Origin of the sequence: Polyangium jinanense (genome assembly GCF_028435265.1) — a bacterium.
Lineage (GTDB): Bacteria > Myxococcota_A > Polyangia > Polyangiales > Polyangiaceae > Polyangium > Polyangium jinanense.
The window spans coordinates 1-18,394 of record NZ_JAGTJK010000104.1 but is presented as its reverse complement, the minus strand read 5'-3'; the positions used below and the strand labels follow the sequence as shown (position 1 = coordinate 18,394).

At 69.2% G+C, this 18,394-nt stretch carries 12 protein-coding genes; 5 read left to right on the top strand and 7 right to left on the bottom strand.

The window, feature by feature from the left end; genetic code table 11:
- Positions 1-301: 301 nt before the first annotated feature.
- Positions 302-784, bottom strand: a complete 483-nt coding sequence (locus KEG38_RS53315; protein ID WP_272428751.1) for a TIGR02266 family protein — start codon at positions 782-784, stop codon at positions 302-304.
- Between the two features lie 60 nt (positions 785-844).
- Positions 845-3,439 (bottom strand): glycosyltransferase family 39 protein, encoded by a 2,595-nt coding sequence (locus tag KEG38_RS53310; protein WP_272428750.1) that lies wholly within the window; start codon positions 3,437-3,439, stop codon positions 845-847.
- A gap of 141 nt (positions 3,440-3,580) precedes the next feature.
- Here KEG38_RS53310 and era point away from each other — a divergent pair, with 141 nt between their 5' ends.
- Both era and der read left to right on the top strand, forming a co-directional pair.
- The gene (gene era / locus KEG38_RS53305; protein ID WP_272428749.1) at positions 3,581-5,182 is read left to right on the top strand and encodes a GTPase Era; all 1,602 of its coding nucleotides are present in this window, start codon (positions 3,581-3,583) and stop codon (positions 5,180-5,182) included.
- A gap of 2 nt (positions 5,183-5,184) precedes the next feature.
- Positions 5,185-6,585, top strand: coding sequence for a ribosome biogenesis GTPase Der (gene der / locus KEG38_RS53300; RefSeq protein WP_272428747.1), 1,401 nt, complete (start codon positions 5,185-5,187; stop codon positions 6,583-6,585).
- Positions 6,586-6,591: 6 nt separating this feature from the next.
- Here the strand turns inward: der and KEG38_RS53295 are convergent, their stop codons facing one another.
- The 3 genes from KEG38_RS53295 to KEG38_RS53285 form a co-directional block, all read right to left on the bottom strand.
- Positions 6,592-8,340, bottom strand: a complete 1,749-nt coding sequence (locus KEG38_RS53295) for a hypothetical protein (protein WP_272428745.1) — start codon at positions 8,338-8,340, stop codon at positions 6,592-6,594.
- Between the two features lie 59 nt (positions 8,341-8,399).
- Entirely contained in the window at positions 8,400-8,780 is a 381-nt protein-coding gene (locus KEG38_RS53290) for a hypothetical protein (RefSeq protein ID WP_272428744.1), read from the bottom strand.
- Between the two features lie 128 nt (positions 8,781-8,908).
- The gene (locus KEG38_RS53285) at positions 8,909-9,529 is read right to left on the bottom strand and encodes a hypothetical protein (protein ID WP_272428743.1); all 621 of its coding nucleotides are present in this window, start codon (positions 9,527-9,529) and stop codon (positions 8,909-8,911) included.
- A gap of 327 nt (positions 9,530-9,856) precedes the next feature.
- Between KEG38_RS53285 and KEG38_RS53280 the strand changes: the two genes are divergently transcribed.
- Positions 9,857-12,835 (top strand): carboxylesterase family protein, encoded by a 2,979-nt coding sequence (locus KEG38_RS53280; RefSeq protein WP_272428742.1) that lies wholly within the window; start codon positions 9,857-9,859, stop codon positions 12,833-12,835.
- Between the two features lie 31 nt (positions 12,836-12,866).
- Positions 12,867-14,111 carry a pectin acetylesterase-family hydrolase gene (locus KEG38_RS53275; RefSeq protein WP_272428740.1) on the top strand — a complete coding sequence of 415 codons (1,245 nt, stop codon included), beginning with the start codon at positions 12,867-12,869 and terminating at the stop codon, positions 14,109-14,111.
- A gap of 66 nt (positions 14,112-14,177) precedes the next feature.
- Here KEG38_RS53275 and KEG38_RS53270 read toward each other — a convergent pair whose 3' ends face one another.
- Positions 14,178-14,894: a hypothetical protein gene (locus tag KEG38_RS53270; RefSeq protein WP_272428738.1), complete on the bottom strand. Its 717-nt coding sequence runs from the start codon at positions 14,892-14,894 to the stop codon at positions 14,178-14,180.
- Positions 14,895-15,015: 121 nt separating this feature from the next.
- Complete coding sequence (locus tag KEG38_RS53265) at positions 15,016-16,896, bottom strand: OPT/YSL family transporter (RefSeq protein WP_272428736.1); 1,881 nt, start codon at positions 16,894-16,896, stop codon at positions 15,016-15,018.
- Between the two features lie 164 nt (positions 16,897-17,060).
- Between KEG38_RS53265 and KEG38_RS53260 the strand changes: the two genes are divergently transcribed.
- Positions 17,061-18,227, top strand: a complete 1,167-nt coding sequence (locus tag KEG38_RS53260; RefSeq protein WP_272428734.1) for an oxygenase MpaB family protein — start codon at positions 17,061-17,063, stop codon at positions 18,225-18,227.
- Positions 18,228-18,394 lie beyond the last annotated feature (167 nt).

The window sequence follows — 18,394 nt, the reverse complement described above, 5'->3', positions numbered from 1 at the left end:
GGGGCTGTCCGCCCCTGGACCCGGACCAGCGCAAGCGCTGGACCCGGGGTCGATGAACTGCGCGATGCGCAGTTCATCGAACAGGCCGCAGTCAAGACCACGAGCGACCCTGCTCATCAAGACAGCCGCGCTGCCCTTTCGACGGGCAACGTGATCCCGCCGGCCTGGTGGAAGAACCGCGCATCGCGCGGTTCTTCCATCCCGAGTCCAGGGCTTGCCCTGGTTCGGGTCGAGGGGCGAACAGCCCCCGCGGGGTCCGGGGCAGCGCCCCGGCGCGGCGCCCCCAGAGAGACGCGGACCTTCAGTTCGACGTGGGTCCGGCGGCCTCGCGCAGGTACGCGATCGTGCGGATCGTGTCGACGAGGCGCTCGCGCTCGGCGGCCGTGATGTGCACGAAGCGTACGCCCATGCCGGGGTTCGGGTTGTCGTGGAGCGGGCGGACCGCGTTGATCCACTGCACCGTTCCTTCGAGCACGAACGAATCCTCGCTGTTCGGCGGGGCAAACCGGAGCGTGAGGCTCGTGCCGACGGGCAAGGGATCTGTCGTGCGCACGAAGATCCCGAGCTCTGAGATGTTCGTGATCGCGGCGTAGAGGAACGTCTCCTCCGTCTCGCAATCCACCGACCATGTCACGTCGTATCTCTCCGAGGAACGCCGCTCGAACCAGCTCGGGCGGCTCGGGCTCGGCGCCTCGTCTCCGCGCGTTGACGACGGAGGTTTGTCCTCCGTGGCGGCCTCGTCGACCGCTCCGCGCTCCGGATCGCTCCCGTGACGCTCACCCATTGAATCACCCGCGTAGCCGCTTTCCACACGGGCGCCAAGGGATCCGGCAGGGCGCATCGATCAACGCACGCGAAGCGCTCCGCCGATGACGCGGTTCTCGTGGTTCGGGCCACGCGTCACCCGGAAACGCGTGTCTCCGGAGAAGAAGCCGAAATAGACCGTGTAGTCGCCTGGCGTGAAATTCGGCTCGAGCTCGAACACGTAATCGTCCACGACGATGTCGTTCGGCTGCCAGAGGTTCATCGCATATTTGCCGTCGAGCGCGGTGTGATCGCCGTTGTATCGACGCTGGAAGCCGTCGATGTGCAGGAAGGCCTTCCAGCTGCCGGTGATGGGCTTCACGACCCGGTAGTGGAACCGCATGTGGTACTTCCGCTGCGGGACCACGCTGTCCACGACCGTGCCGGCGCCGTCGCGGACCTCCCAGCCGAGCACGTCGAGTTGATCCTCGAACGCGGCGTCGACGACGTGGAGCTCTGGTGGGAGCGGCTCGTCGAGCACCAGCGCGCCGAGCGGGTTTTCGTTGCGCTGGCCCCCGAGATCACTCGATACGAGCAGGATCTGGCTCGAACGCGCGTCGAGCACGGGCAGGTTCGAGCTCTTCTCCTTGCGGTGGAGCGAGTTGAGGCGCGGGAGCTCCTCGGCGCGGACGATGAGCCAGCGGCGATCCGTGCCCTCGGTGAGCCATTTGAAGGCCTCCGCGGGATCGTTGAACTGCGCGACCTCGCCGCCCTGGTGGTAGTAGGCGATCGAGCGGGCGCGCACGCCGAGCAGGGCGAGCGGCTCACCGGGCTTCTGAAGGCGCGCGTATGCGTCGAAGACCTCCTTCGGCGAGAGCTGCGCGGCGAGCGCCGGGTAGTAGCCGAACGAGAGCACGGCGCCGGCCGCGAGCGCGGCGAGGAGCACGCCGGCGCCGCGCGGAAGGCGCGTGAGGCCGAGGGCGGCGCGGAAGCCGTCGCGAAGGGTTGCGAGCGAGATCGGGGCGATCGCGAGGACGAGCGGCACCGCCCACCAGAGGTTCAAGCCGGCGTCGATGAAGTTGCGCGGCAGCCTCTGCACGGACGCCCAGCCGAGCCGCGTGCCGACGAAGAGCATCGCGCCGAGGCCGACGAGCGCGGCCTCCACGACGACCGCGGCGAAGAAGAGGTTGCCGTTCCAGACCGTCGTGAGCTCGCGGCTCACCTTGCGGTAGTCGTCGGCGAGGCCGGCGGCCCACTGGTCGATCGTGCCGGGTTTGTCCGCGCGCCCTTCGAACCACGCGATCGCCACGAGCGCCGCGAACGCCGCGGCGGAGACGCGCATCAGCGTGGTCGCATCGTGCTCGAAGCTCTTCGGGAACACAGGTTTGTCGACCTCGAACACGCTGAACATGCGCCCGGGATCGAGCACCATGTCGCGGTAGAGCACGAACGCGAGCAAGGCGACGCCGAGTGCGAGGGCGCGCGATGGAGGCGCGCCTCGATCGAAGTCGGCCACGGCGAGCCCCACGACGCCCGCGAGCAGCGCGACGCCGCTCCACGGGAGGAACACGACGTGCGGCGTGAGCGCGGCGTATACGGCGTACGCGACGGCGGCGCCGACGAGCAGCGCGACACGCAGGCCCACTTCGCGCCTGCGCGCAGGCACGTCGAGCTCCACGGGCGCGCGGAACAGCCTGCCGAGGGCGAACGGCAGGAACGCGCTCCACGGGAAGAGCGCGTGACCGAGGTGCCGGATCGTCCGATCGAACGTCGCTTCCACGCTCGACTTCTTGGTCAGGGCGACCGCGAGCGCGCGCGGCAGCGGCGCGTCGGGCGAGGTGCGGAGCAGGAGCGAGATCCCGAGTCCCAGGGCCACGAGCCCGGCGATGAGCGAAAGCGCGCCGAGCGCGTGCTCGACAGTGGATCGCCCTGCGGAAAACCCTCCGAGCTCGAGCACGAGCCAGGTGAGCCCCGCGGCGAGCGCAGGCACCGCGACGCCGATCAAGAGCCCACGCGACATGTACCCAGCCGCGAGGCCGAGGGCACCGACGAGCAGCCACACGCCCTTCACGATCCACGTGCGCGTGCCCAAAACCTCGACCTCGGCGCCTTCCTTCGTGCCTCGCGCGCGATCGAACAGCGCGCCGACGAGGCCTGCAAACGCGATCGAAAGCGAGGACATCGTGACGATGTCGCCGAGCATCGTGCGCGCCTGCATGAAGTAGAGCGGCGTCGTGGCGAGCGCGACGGCGCCGTAGAGCGCGGCCCGCTTTCCCGAGAGGCGCGCGAGTAGCTCGTGCAGCGCGACGACGCCGACGAACGCCCAGATCGCGAGCGGCAGCCTTCCCGTCCAGTCCGCGAGCCCGAAGAGCCGGAAGCCGAGCGCCATCGAGGTGAACGGCAGCTCACCCATGCGCAGATCGCTCAGCGTGGGCATCTGGTTGATGGCATCGGGCAGCGCGAGCTTGTCCGCGTGGAAGACGTGGATCGCGATGCGGCGCGAAAGATCGGCCGCGTCGAGCTCGTACGGATCCCAGATCCCGCTCTTGCCGAGCGTCGAAAACAGCACGACGGCAGCGACCGCGAGGGCGAACGGACGGGACCACACGGCGAGGGAAGGCGCGCGGGCGGTCGCAGGGTTCGGCAGAGCGTCGCGGGTCGTACCGCCTTGGGCGCTCTCGGGGACGGCTTCCATGGGGGGCTTCTACCGCTGCTCGGGCCGGTAGCCAAAGGCGTTTGGCGGCGCGGGCGCGGGTGCGGCGGACGGGCATCCCAACGTGGAGATCCGTCAGAAGCCGTTTGAGGCCTCCCTCGCTGTCTGCTATCGCGCCGCGCTGTGAAGAGCCGCAGACCCGAACCCCGCGCCGAGCGCCCTGGCCGGAAGCCCGAAACCGCGCGCGAAAAGCCGTCCGATGACGAACGAGCCGGCGCGTCCCCGCGAAAGGAGGCGCGCGGGCCGAGGCCCGAGCGCGGCCCGCGCGGAGGTCGGCCGGGCGAAGAGACGCGCGGCGCGAAGGGAAAACCGCGCGCGGACGAAGCGCGAGGGCAAGGGCCCGGCGCGGCGCGTGGAAAAGGACCCGCGAAAAAGGGGGCGCCTCCCGCGCGCGGCGGCGGCGGCAAGGGAGCACGGCCGGAGGCGCGTGGCGCGGGGGCGCGGCCGGGATCACCTGGACGCGGCGGAAGGCCTGCGACGACGGACGATCTCACACGTGGACCGCGCGGCGGCACGGGCGAGGGGCGTCGCGACAGGACGGCGCCGCGTCCACGCCCCGAGCCTCGCCCGGCGCCCGAAGCGAGCGGGCCCTCGCGGAGCGGTACGGTCGCGCTCATCGGCCGGCCGAACGTCGGCAAATCCACGCTGCTCAACGCGGCGCTTCAGCAGCCGCTCTCGATCGTGTCGAAGACACCGCAGACCACGCGCGACGCGCTGCTCGGCGTGGTCCACCACGGATCCGCGGAGCTCGCGCTGCTCGACACGCCCGGTCTGCATCGGCCGCGCACGCAGCTCGGACGCGTGATGAACGAGGCCGCGCGGGACGCGGCGCGCCGTGCCGACGTCGTCGTCTTCGTGACGGACGTCTCGCCCCGCCCCGTGAAGCACAAGGAAGACGGCACGCCCATCGAGCCTCGGCCGCTCCTGCCGCACCCCGGTGATCTCGTCCTGCTCGCGGATCTCGCGCCGGATCGGCCCGCGCTTCTCGTCGTGAACAAGGTCGATCTGCTCCGGGACAAACGGCACCTCTTGCCGCTGCTCGAGGCCTACGGGAAGGTGCGGAACTTCGACGCGATCGTGCCCATCTCGGCGCAACGCGAGGACGGCATCACGCTCGTGCTCGACGAGATCGCGCGCTTCTTGCCCGAGGGTCCGTTCCGCTACGGCGTCGACGACGTCACCGACAAACCCGCGCGGTACTTCGCGGCGGAGTACGTGCGCGAGCAGATCCTCCGCGCCACGCAGGACGAGGTGCCGCACGCCACGGCCGTCACGATCGATCGCTACACCGAGCCGCGGGCCCCGGGTCAGGCGGTCCAGATCGACGCCACGATCCACGTCGAGCGTCAGGGTCAGAAGCGGATCCTCATCGGCGCGGCCGGCGCGATGATGAAGCGCATCGGCATCGCCGCGCGCGAGCGCATCGAGGAGCTCGTCGGCGGCAAGGTGGTCTTGCGCCTCTGGGTGCGCGTGACGCCGGACTGGCGCGAATCTCTGCCGCGCCTCGAGGAGCTCGGTTATGGCAAGGCGCGCGCCGGCGGGGCGGACGCGGCCGAGTACGTGATCGTTGCCGAGCGTGACACCGAAGCGGACGAGGCCGACGACGAGGACGCAGGCGACGAGGACCTCGACGACGACGGCGAAGAGGACGAAGACCGAGACGAGGAGGACCTCGACGACGACGGCGACGACGAGGGCACGCCCGACGAGGACGAGGAGGAATGACGATGCAAGAAGACCAACTCGAGCAGCCGGACGAGGGCGTGGCCCCCGCGCGGATGATGAGCGCTCCGCTGCCGATCGTTGCGATCGTCGGCCGCCCCAACGTCGGCAAGAGCACGCTGTTCAACCGCCTCGTCGGCAAAAAGACGGCGATCGTGCACGACGAGCCCGGTGTCACGCGCGACCGGCACTACAGCGACGTCACGTCGCGCGGGCGCAGGTACACGCTCGTCGACACGGGCGGCTTCGATCCGGAGAGCGACGATCCGATGCGCCAGGGGATCAAGCGCCAGATCGACGTCGCCATCTCCGAGGCCGACGTCATCGTGTGCGTGCTCGACGCGAGCCAGCCGCCGACCCCGGCCGATCACGCTGAGCTCGACCTGCTCCGCCGCGCGGGCAAACCGGTCATCTACAGCGCGAACAAGGCGGATTCGCAGCGGGCCGAGATGGAGCTCTCCGATCTCTACCGCCTCGGCGCGAAGGACATCATCCCCTTCTCCGCGCTCCACGGCCGGCGCATCGACGAGCTCGAGTCCGCGATCGCGGCCGCGCTCCCGCCTCCCCCGCCCGAGCCGGAAGAAGGCGCGGCGCCGGACGAGGCCATCCGCGTCGCCATCGTGGGCCGACCGAACGCAGGCAAATCCTCGCTCGTGAACCGCCTGCTCGGCGAGGAGCGCCTCATCGTGGACTCGCGCCCGGGCACCACGCGTGACGCCATCGACACGCGCATCACGAAGGGCAAACACTCGTTCCTCTTCATCGACACGGCCGGCATCCGTCGCAAGGCGAAGGTCACGAAGGAGGACAGCGTCGTCGAGGCGGTGAGCGTGCTCCACGCGATCCGCGCGATGGAGCGCGCCGAGGTCGTGGTCCTCTTGAGCGACGCGTTCGAAGGCGTGGCCGAGCAGGACGCGAAGATCCTGGGCCTCGCCGTCGATCGCGCCCGCGCCGTCGTCGTCGGCCTCAACAAGGCCGATCTGCTCGACAAGAAGTCGTTCGCGAAGGCCGAGGAGAACGCGCGGGACAAGCTCTCGTTCGTGCCGTGGGCGCCCATCGTGCCCATCAGCGCGAAGACGGGCCGCGGCGTGGGCAACCTGCTCTCCACGATCACGCGCGTCGCAGAGGCCTTCCGCACGCGCGTGGGCACCGGCGAGCTCAACCGCTTCTTCGAGCAGGTCCTCGCGAACCGCCCGCCGCCCACGTCCGGCGGACGCGCGCCGCGGCTCTACTACGTCACGCAGGCCGAGACGTCACCGCCGCTCTTCGTGGTCATGGCGAGTGATCCCGAGAAGATCCACTTCAGCTACCAGCGCTACGTCCAGAACCAGCTCCGCAAGAACTTCGGCTTCGAGGGCGTGCCGGTCCGCGTGAAGTACAAGGCGAGGCGCCGCCGCGGCGAGTGACGCCCATCAATCTCCACGGTGCGAGTGTCGCCCCGACGAGGGGCGGCTCTCGTTCACCGGGATCTCGACGCGCGGCACCTCGTCGCGCACGTGCTCGGTCCCCGCATCTTTCCACACCGGCACCGAGCGGCTGAACACCTCCAGCCGCTCGATCTCCTCGTCGTCGACGAGGCACCGCAAGCCGAGCACCGCCTGGTTGATCCCCGTGAAGCCGAGCGCCTTCGCCAGCGCGCGCAGCCGGTCCTGCTCGTCTTCCTGCGGCTCCGAGGGGATCGAGATCGCCTCGCCCGACGGCGTTTCCAGGTGCCCTCGCAACGCCGAGAGCGCGCTCCGCGACGGGCCCACGATCTCGCGCGCGAGCTGCCGCGCCGCGATCCCGCCCCGCACGAGGTACTGCTCGCGCAAGAGCTGCGCGTTTGTCCGACCAACCCGCGCGATGAGCAGCGCTTGATCTTGCCAGTCGCAGATCCGCTGCAGGCTGTAGGTCGTGTTGAAGAAGATGCGCGGCGTCGGCATGAACGCGAGCGCATGCGCCGAGTCGATCCGCTCCTCCGCGAGGCGCGCCACGTCCTCGTCGTTGAGCCCATCGATGAGGCCGAGATCGCTGCCCCGGATCGGCGCCGTGTTCCCCACGCCGAGCATCGTCGCCGCCCGATCCGTCACCGCGCGTAGCACGCGCTCGCCGAGCAGCGCCACGGCCACGCCCACGATCAGCGCGCCCTTGTAGCCCTGGAACAGGTAGCCCTTCTCCGCGGTGCTCGCCGCCTCCGGGCCGTCGAGCAGCGCCACGCCGAGGAAGAGCGTCGCCACACTCACGATCAGCAGTGTCCGCGCCGCGAACGCCATCATGCGCGCGGTCGAATCGTTGCTGGCCGAACGAAACAGGATCTGCCCGAGGTTCAGCGTGAACGACACCGTGCAAGCCGCGCCCACGGAGAGCGCGATGAGATGCCGGAGCTCGTTCTCGCTCCGCGCGTACCGGACCAGGATCACCGCGCAGGCGGTGAGGATCGCCGACGCGATGAACCCGAAGATCGTCGCGTGCCGCGCCATGCGCTGCACCGACTCGCGCATGAGCTCGTTCTCGTAGGCCCACATGCGCTCGACCTTCTCGCGGAGCTCGAGCCGATCCCGTATCGCCGTGCCCGGCGCGTAGCCCACCTTCAGCCGGAAATCGCCGCGCGCGAAGCGACGCTCGACCAGCATCGCCGAGCACACCGCGAGGATCATCGGCATCGCGCAGGCCCCGAGCACGCGCAGCCGCACGATCGGCGACGTGCTCCACTCCGCGAGATCCTGGTAGGCGACGGCGAGGATCCCGCCGAGGCAAGCGAAGATGATCCACCGCACGAACGACGGCGCGATGAGCGCGAGGAACCCGAGCAGCGCGCGGAAGCGGTCCTCGCCCGCCTGCATCGACTCGGCGAAGGATGCGCCGATGAGCGTGTGCAGGAAGAACACCACGACCCCGATCGCGAGCCCCGATCCGATCTCCGCGACGTACTGCGGGCGGTTCGGCGCGACGTACCGGAAGAACAGCACAGCGCCGGCGTAGGCCGCGATCACGAGGAGCGCGACCACGAGCGCGCCGCGAACCGCCGATCGGGGTTCGGCCGGGCGGACCAAAGGTGAGCCCTCGACGATCCGGGGCGGCGGCGTGGCGGCGGTGCGGGCCGCCTCGGCGCTCTTGCCGGGCACGTGCCGCAGGGTCGGCGGCGACACCGGCGATTCGGCGGGGGGCGCGGGATCGGGCAAGGCAGGACCTCCGCCTGCATCGTACCTGCCCGCGCTCCCCTCCCCGGCTCGAAATCGCGTCAACGCCGCATCGACGACATCGTCCGGCGCGAGCCGCGGTGCGAGAGCGTGCGGTCGTCGGGCTCGTCGATCTCGTAGATCTCGGCGTCCGGCGGCGGGCGGACGGCCTTGCCGTGCAATCCTCCGGGATGCTCGCCGCTCTCGTAGCGGGCGTCGCTCTCCTGGCTGCTGATGCCGCCCGCCTGAGCTTCGGCGATGCGCCGGATCGTGCGCTCGTCGGCTTGCTTCGGCCTCGTGCGGACCACGCGCCTTCCGGCCCCGAGACGTCCCCTTTGAACGAACCAGACCGCCGCGGCCACGGCCGAAATGAGCCCGGCCGCGCGCTGGATGCCGCGCCAGGCTCCCCGGACGCGGCGTTGCCACCTGCGAGGAATGTTCATGGGTGAAAGGCTGGGGAGGCGAGTCGCGATCGTAAAGCGCTGCCGGCGCGGGCAGTGTGCGGCACGAAAAAGCACGCGGCGGGAACGAGTGGCCTCATTCCCGCCGCAATGCCTTCTCGCGCGCTTCGTTACTTCTGCGTCGCCTTCCGCATCTGGCACATCAGGTCACAGACCTCGAGCGGCAAGGTCTCGCGCTTCGTCTTCTCCTTCACGACCGGATCCGTCTTCTTGGGCTCGGTCGATTTCACGTTCGTGTTCGGACCCGTCCGCTGCGTGACCTTCGTCTTCTCGGACGCGGTCGCCTCCTTCGTGGACGGCGTCGTCGCCTTCACCTCGGCAGGCGGGGCCGGCGGCGTCGCGGCGCGCTTGAGGGCCACCTCGAAATGGGGCGAGACGCGACCGCCCAGGGTCATCGGCTCGGCCTTCGGGCGCGCGCTCGCGGCGCCGATTGCCATCGCCGAGACCAGGATGGCGCCCACGGCGGCGACGGCCCACCGCCCCTTGCGGCTTTGCGTCTCGACCACCTCGGCGCGCGGCTCGGGGGCCGGGAGCGGGGCGGGCTCGGGCGCGCCGAATGGGAAGATCGGCGCGTGCGGCAGGACGGGCGTGGCCGGCTTTGGCGCCTCGGCCGTGGCTGCCAGGGCTTTCAGATCGATGATGCCGGAGTCATCGGAGCGCGCGCTCGTTTGATTCGTCGTGGGTGCGTCGTTCGAGGCCTGGGCCACGAGTGAGCTCAGCGAAAACATCACCGAGCCGTCCTCACGCGTTCCCGGGGCCCCCCTCGAGGACATCGTTGGATTGGATCGAGGAATGCTCTTCATGGCTCGTTTCTCGCTTTCTCCACGTTCACGGGTTCGGAGGCGCTGCCCCCGGCCCGAATGGCGACGGTCACTGCATTCGACGCACGACTGCGATGGAAGTTTTGGTGACCAGGCAAAAGTGCACGAAGGCTGAAATCACTCCGTAGGGGACGGGGCGCGAGCGCCCGGCTTGGTCCGGGGCGGGGCTCGTGGTAGCTCTGCCGGCTCGCGTGGACGGCCGACTTTTCCGGTCGAACGCGGCCATTTCCCCCTTCGATGCGCCCTCGGTTCCTCCTCCCGCTCGTGCTCGCCGCCCTCGCCGGCCCCCCGGCTTGCCGCCCGCCGGCCGAGCATGGCGTCGAGCAGCGCCCGCCTCCGCGCGCCGAGGCGTCGGTGCTGGCTCCCGCGGCGCCGGATGCCGCGCCCGGAGCCGTCTGCACGCCCGGTGAGGGCCGTTGCACCTCCGAGGACGTCGCGCTCGTTTGCCAGGGCGGTGAACGCTGGGTGGAAGAGCGCTGCGGCGAGGGATCGACCTGCCTCGGCGCAGGCTGCGTCTCCCTCCGCGCCGAAGGAAATCCGCCGGTCGCGCTCGCTCGGGAGGCGCTCCTCGCGCCGCAGGGCGAAGGCTGGTTCGACGCGTGGACCGCCGTGGGTCCGCTCCCGGGCCCCTTACCCGAAGGCGAAGCGACGATGTCCCCCGACGCCGGCGCCCCGCCCTCGCCGCGCCCGATCTGCGCGAAGGACGGTTACGTCGACGTCCACGAGAAGGCCGATTCGAAAAAAGGCCCGAAGCCGCCGACCCATTTCGTCCTGTCGGGCCACCTCGTCTCCGGCCGCGCGCAGCGCATCCTGCTCGCCGCGGGTGTCTCCGGCCACGTGCGGATTTCCTTGGGCGGAAAGCGCATCCTCGACACCACGCGCGAGGCCGATCCCCCGCCCTTCCGCGACGAGACGCGGATCCCGCTCGACCTCGATCGGGGCGTCCATCGAATCGTCGTCGAGGTCGAGCAACCGACCCCTGCGCCCACGGGCTTCTGGCTCCGCGCCCGCTCCCCTTCCGGCGGACCCGCGCCGGACCTGCTCTTCGCCACGGCCCCCGAGGCCACGTGCACGCCGGCCGAGCTCCTGCGGGCCGAGATCCAGAAAAAACCCACGGCCACGGGATTCGAGGTCTCCGTGCGGCCCGCGTGGGTCGGCCTCGGCCCTCGGAAACCGCAGGATCTTCCCTACCGCGCCGAGCTCGCCTCCGAAAAAGCCGAGGCCCGCCTGCTCGGCGAGGGCCTCGTCCCCGCCGCCTCGCTCGGCACCCCCGAGGGCGCGTTTTCCCTCCCCATTCCCTTCGAAAAAACCGGGACGACCGACCTCCGTCTCCGCCTCGGCGCAGCGCCCGGGACCGAGCAGAAGATCCCGCTCGTCTACCGCGGGTCCTTACAAAAACGCGTCATCGCACTCGCGGGCAAACGCGAAACCATCGAGAGCTCTTCGGCCACCCGCGGCGAAAAAGACAGCCTCCTCGCCCATATCGACGGCCTCGTCGAGAACCTCGCGCAAAACGATCCCGACATCTCCTGGATCAAGCGTCAGACCGACGAAGCCGAGGCCCTCCTCGCCTCGCTCGAAAAGGGGGAAAACCCCTACGCCGGCCGGTTCGGCATCCAGCGCCGCGCCTATCGCAGCCCGCTCGACGGCCGCCTCCAGCCGTACGTCCTTCACGTCCCGCGGGCCTATCGCCCCGGGGGCAAACCGCTCCCGCTCGTCGTCGCCTCCCATGGACTCGGCAATCGCCCGGAGATCGCGCTGCGGGTCGTCGTCGGCGAGGCGCCCGAGGCTGGCTTCAACGGTCTGCTCGAAGCGCGCCATTTCCCGGGTTTGCCCGACCTCGGCGCGTTCATCGTCGCGCCGTGGCACTTCGGCAATGCGGGCCAGCGCCACCTCGGCGAGGACGACGTCCTCCGGGTCATCGCCGAGGTCCGCGCGCATTTCCCCATCGACGAGCGCCGCATCTCCATCACGGGCTACTCGCTCGGCGGCACGGTCGCGTTTTACCTCCCCTTCCATTACCCGGACCTCTTCTCCGCCTCGGCCCCGCTCTGCGGCTATCCGAACCTGCTCGGCTGGGAGAGCATCCGCAAAGCCCCGCACACACCCTGGGAAGACGTTCTTCTCGCCAAACGCTACATCGTGAACTGGGCCGAAAATGGCCAGCACGTGCCGCTCTTCATCGTCCACGGCGGAAAGGACGATCCCACCCGCTCGCAGCTCGTCGCCGATCGTTATCGCTCCCTCGGCTATCCCTACAAGTTCGACGTCCAGGAGGATCTCGACCACAACGTCTGGGATTATGGCTACGAGGACGGCGACATGATCGGATGGCTGAAATCGCATCGCCGGCCGAAAGCTCCGGAGCGCGTCCGGTTCGTCACGGGCGAATGGCGGTACGACCGGGCGCACTGGGTGCGCCTGCTCGGCATGGAGGTCGAGGACAAATTCGCCGAGATCGACGCGCGCCATTCGAAGGCGGACGGCATCACGGTGAAGACCCGCAACGTGGAGTCGTTCGCCCTCGATCTAGCGCAACTCTCGCTGCGCGAAGGCGCGGGCGTCACCGTGGACGGCGCGGCGATCGAAGGGCCTTTCGCGGCGGGGATGCTCTGGCTCGTCAAGAAGGGCGGCGCGTTCGTCCGCGTGCCCGAAGAACCCTCGCGCAAAGGGCGCAAGCGGGCAGGCATCTCGGGCCCGCTCGACGACATCGATCGCCACGGCCGCCTCGTCGTTTACGGCACCCAGGATCCGACGCAGATCGAGACGAACCGCCTCGTCGCCGAGCATTTCGCCTCCTTCGACACCTTCGCGGCCCGTTTCCCGGTGAAATCGGACGTCGAGATCACCGACGCCGAGATCGATTCCCGCAGCCTCGTCCTCATCGGAAACCCCCGCTCGAACCGGGTCACCGCGCTCCTCGAAAGCGCGCTCCCCATGCGCTTCGAGCCCTCCGCCGTCACGTTCCGCGGCAAGCGGCACGAGGGCGAGGACGTCGGGCTCTCCTTCATTTATCCCCACCCGCGCAACCCGGACGAATACGTCGTCGTACACGCCGGCGTGGGCTCCGCCGGCACCCTCGCGAGCCGCCACCTCCCGCGCTTCGCCCCCGATTTCGTCGTCTATGACGGACGCATGACGGTCCAGCGTGGTGGTCACTTGCTCGACCGGCGCGTGGCGATCGACGGCGGCGTCTTCGGGATCGACTGGAATTGAGTTCCCTTCCGGGACACCTTAGCGTCGATCCATGCGCACGCACTCGATCCCGTGGCTTGGTTTCGCCGCGCTCGTGACCGCTCTTTGCGCGGGCTGCGGCGGTGATTCGGAACCTCTCACGACGTCGGGCCTCCTGACCGGCGGCAGCGCATCGAGCGGCGCGGGAGGAGCCGGGGGTGCGGGTGGCGGAGGCGGCAGCGGCGGCGCCGGGCCGACGTGTTCACCCGAGGGCCCTTTCGACGGCCCCGCCATCAAACCGATCGACGCGCCGCCCGGCGAATGGACCTGGATTCCGGTCGACGGCGCGAAGTGTCGCGACGGCTCGCCCACGGGGTTCGGCATTCGCCCGCAGACGGGCTCGGACAAACTCGTCCTCTACCTCGAAGGCGGCGGCGCCTGTTTCAATGGCACGACCTGCGGCATCAACCCGGGCAGCTTCGGCTCCATCACGTTCGCCGGCTGGAAAGGGACGGTCGGCAATGGCGGCATCTTCGACACGGGCAATGACGAGAATCCGGTCAAGGACTGGAACATGGTCTACGTCCCGTATTGCTCGGGCGACATCCACGCGGGAAACGCGAGCAACGTCGACATCCCCGGCGCGCTCACGCCGAAGGATCAAGCGTTCGTCGGGTACACGAACCTTTATCTCTACCTGAAGCGCATCCTCCCCACGTTCCCCGGTTTGTCGAAGGTCCTGCTCACGGGCATCAGCGCGGGCGGGTTCGGCGCGGCGTACAACTACGATCGCGTGGCGCAGGCATTTTGCCCGATGCCCGTGGTCCTGATCGACGACTCCGGCCCGCCGATGTCGGATTCGTACATCGCCCCCTGCTTGCAGGATCGCTGGCGCACGCTCTGGAACCTGAAAGAAACGCTGCCGGCCGATTGCGCCGACTGCACCGGCGCGGACGGCGGCGGGATCGTCCATTACGTGGACTACATCGGCAAGAAGTACCCGACGAGCCGGCTCGGGCTCATCTCGTCGACACGCGACAGCGTGATCACGCTCTTCTTCGGGTACGGCAAGAACGACTGCCAGAACATCGACGGCATCACCACCGCCGTCTCGGGCGAGGTGTACGCGCAAGGGCTCGACGAGCTGCGCAAGACGCACATGAATGGCCCCGGCAACTGGGCGACGTACTACGTCGACAGCACGATGCACACGTACCTGCTCACCGGGCTCTACTCGACGAGCGTGAACGGGAAGAAGCTCTCGGACTGGGTCGGCGACGTCGTGAACGACGGGCCGATGGAGCACATCGGGCCCTGAAAAAGGAACGAGGAGCCGGGGGAGGGACCCGGCCCCTCGTTTAAGGGGTGCGTTCGAGCACTGGGATCAGCGCTGCGCGACGCGACGCGGGCGGAGCGAGACCGACGCGATGCGGAGCGGCTCGACGGTGTCCTCGCCGAGCGCCATGACGAAGTCGTCGTTCGCCGTGAGCACGGAATCACCCGCGATCACGAAACGCTCGCCGCCCTCGCCTTCCGCGACGAGCTGATCCTGCGGCACGATCTGGCCTTCGCGCAGGGTCGCGTCGAGGACACGCACGTCGGACGAGGTGCTCGTCGCGCGCAGCGTGACCCACGCGCTCACGGGCGTCGGCAGGGTCGCGAAGGACGTGTTCCCCGCGAAACCCGCGTACACCCAGGGGGTGTCCTTGGCCATTCGCTTCCAGCCGGCGCCTTGCTCGTCTTGCACGTAAAACGCGCCGTGCGCCGCGTCCGCGATGAGCCGTCGCGTCTCGCCATTCGCGCCCGTCGCGATCACGTCGGCATACACGAGGCGGCCATCCGGGCCGAGCTCGGCGTACTCCATCACCTTCATCGCAGCGACCTGCGAGACGCCCGAAAGCGTCTCCGAGCCATCGCTGCGGACCGTGCGCTCGACACGTGCATGAGGCACCGAGCCCTGGGAGAACACGTAGACATGGTCTCCTGCCAGGGCGGGCGCCTCCACGCACGCCTCACGCGAGGAGGCGGCGTTCCCGCAGCCCGCCGAAAGCGAAGCCACGAGCGCCGAGAGAACCAGAGCGGAGATGTGTTGCGTCTTCATGGCACCCCTAATCGAGCGACGGGGTGCCGTTATTTCAAGACGTCGCGATTTTTTCTTTCGGCGGACGCGGGAGGTCCGAAGGACGAACCCTCGCGATCCTGATCACACGCGCGCGGCGTCGTCAGGATTGCGACGTCGGAGGCGCGGCGGGCGGCGGGGGCGTGGCCGCGGCGGGCTTGAGCAGGACGTTCGAGAAGAGCCCGTGCAGGCCCACGGCAAGCGCGTAGAGCGCCTCGCCCGCGATGAGGCCGCCGCCGACGAGCGACGTCGTGCTCATGTCCTCGGGCAGATCCTCGCCCTCCTTCTTTTGCTTCGCGGCCACGCTCTTCTGCCAGGTGTTGTACGCGGACGAACCCACACCGCCGACGGCGAACCAAACGCAGACCATGAGCTCGACGAAGCCGCCGAACGACGACGCATACGGGCTCGGCAAGAGGAACGCGTCCACCACGAAGCCCGTGGCAAACCCTTCCTTCGAGCCCTTCACGAAGTTCTTGTAGCGCTCGCTCGCGTGGAGGACCTTGCGGAGGACCTCGGTGGCGATGCCGATCGCGAGGCCGATCGCGAGCGCCTTCACCTTGTAGGTCGGCAGGTAGCCGATGTCCTGCAGCGCGCCGACGAACTTGAACGTCATCGCGCTCTGCCACTGCCCGACGTCGGCCTTGGGGTTCGCGAACGAGTTGATCGTCAGCACCGGGTAGGCCTTCATGAACGTCTGCGCGAGCACGACGCAGAGCACCGCGCCCATCAGGATGCCGATGCTCTGGTAGCGGAACTGCACCGTGCGGTTCGTGCCGAGGCGATACCCCGTCGAGCGATCCTGCTGCATGTCGCCGCCAACCGAGCACGCGACGAGAAGGATGCTCGCGCTCATGAGCCCGACGCGCGGATCCTTCAGTCCGAGGCCGCTCATGAGCAGGACCGCGATGACGAACGCGCTCGAGATCGGGTTCGAGTCGCTGATGCCAAGCGAGATGCCGTTGATCAACACGAACACGCTCGTCAGCAGGATGGCGAAGATCGTGAAGCCGAGCGGCTGTCCCATGACGAGCGTCGCCACAGCCACGAGCGCCGCCGCCCAGAAGACGATCCACGCGACGAGCCGCTTCGGGTTGACCTGCTTCCACGCGTCCTTCGCATCCGCCTCGAGGGGCTTGCCCGCCTGCGCGCGCACGCGCCGGACAGCCTCGACAGCGATGAGCGACATGTCGACCACCGCCGCGCCAAGGATCATCGCGAGCGCGATCAAGAAGCCGATCTTGCGGAAGCTCTCGCCCTCCTTGAGCCAGCCGATCGAGACGAGGTAGGGCGTGATCCACTTGCCGATGAGCCCCATCAAGAGCGCAGGGATCGCGATGCGCGCGCCGACGACCATGCCCGCGCCGATCGTCGACGCCGAGAGCTGCGTGGCGCCGACGGCCGGCAGCCTCTCCACGAGCGCCGCGAACACCACGCCCGCGCCCGTGCCGCCGCCAAGCTGCCCGATCGAGCGCTTGAGCAAGCGTTTGTCCGTGAGCGCGCGAAGGATGTTCGCGACCGCGTAGCCGCTCGGGTAATCGAGCTTCAAACGATCGACGAGGATCGGCGTGTACACCATGCCGAGGCCGACGCCGAACATGCCGATGCACGCGAAGAAGAGCGCAAGGTGATGCCACGGCGGCATCGGGATCCCGAGCCACGTCATCGCCTGGATGAGCACGCCCATGCCCGCCATGCCCGCGACGCTCGCGGCCATCGTCTGCATGTAGTTCGCGCCGTGTTTGCCCTCGGGGCCGTAGCCATACGTGACCGCGCTCCCGAGGATCCCCGCGAGCACCTGCCCGCCAACGAAGAACCCAAGGCTGAAGTTCATGTACGCAGCAGCGATGCCGCCGAGCGGGCCGAGGACCAAGATCGCCACAGCCGAGAGGAGCGCGTGGTACGCCGGCGTGTCGATCTTCGGGAGGAAGGCAAACTTGGGGCGCGGCGCCTCCTCGGCGGCGGCGGAGGAAGGGGTTGTCATCGGGAACGGGATGCTAGCAGCACGGACGGGCGCGCCTAGCGCTGGATCGCAGGCAAAGTATGTCCGGGAAGACGGGCCGACCGGGGAGGCCGAAGAGAGTCTGGACGAACCGCCAAAGGCCGCTCGCCAGCGGGCTCGACGGACCCTATGGTCTCCAGGTCCCGATGATCCCCACGCGCTACCAGAACCTCGAGGAAGCCCGCGCACGCTTCGGCGACCGCGTGGACCGTCTTGCGCCCTTCCTGCTCCGCGGCGATCCACTGGCCGACGCCGTGATCGAGGAGATGGAAGGCGCCCCGGCCAGTCGCGGGTTTTCCCTCCTCGACAAGGCCCTCCGCGCCCCCGAGACGCGCGGCCTCGAGCTGCCCCCGGCAATGCGCGCCTTGCTCGAATGGTCCTCCCACGTGCCCGCCTGGGTCGATTGGGATGCCGTCCAGCGCGGCGGCGAGCTGCTTTTGCGCTCAGGGGCCCTCGGGGGCGCAGTGCTGGGCACCTACTCGCTCGTGCTCGGGTACACGTCGCCCGGGGGGAACAAGCCGCTCGTCTTCTCGGGTCAGCTCGTGGAGCGCGCGCCGCGCCGGCTCGGCGAAACCTCGCGCTTCGTGCAAGCGACAGCGCAACCCGGCGGGCTTCTTCGCACGGGCGAGGGATTCGCAATCACCCTGAAGGTGCGGCTCATGCACGCGAAGGTGCGGCAGATGCTGTCGCGTTCGCCCAAATGGGACACAGCAGCGTGGGGCCTGCCCGTGAACCAGCACGACATGGCGGGCACGTCGCTCCTGTTCTCGCTCGTGTTCCTCGAAGGAATCCGCGCATTCGGGCTCGAGGTCGATCGCGACGAGGCCGAGTGCTTCATGCACCTCTGGCGTTACTCGGGGCACCTCATCGGCGTGGATCCCGAGCTGTTGCCAACGAGCGAGTTCGACGCGTGGAACCTCGGAAACCTCATCCGCGCGACAGAGGGCCGGCCCGACGACGACTCACGAGCACTGACGCACGCCCTCTTCGAATCGCCAATCCAGCAAGCAAGGACGCCCGAGGAGAAGCGGCTCGGCGCCTTCCGGCGGAACATCGGCATGGGTTTTTCGCGGGGGCTGCTCGGCGACGATCTCGCCGACGAGCTCGGAATCGAGCGCACGCCGTTCGTCGCAGCATTCCACGCCCTCCGCGCAGTGACGCGGGTAGCCGAGCAAGCACGCAAGCGCTCGCTGGCAGCCCATCGCAAGGCCATCAGCTCAGGCGCGCGTTACTGGGACATGGTGGTGCAGGAAGGACTCGGTGGCGCCCCAGCACATTTCGCGCCGCCAGAGCGCCTCTCGCGCGCAGCGTAGCGTAGCGTAGCGCCGGGGTTTCACCCCGGACCCCGACCAGGGGTTGTCCACCCCTGGACCCGGACCAGCGCAAGCGCTGGACCCGGGGTCGATGAACTGCGCAATGCGCAGTTCATCGAACAGGCCGAGTCAAGACCGGCGACGGGCTTGCCAGCCAAGGCAGCAGG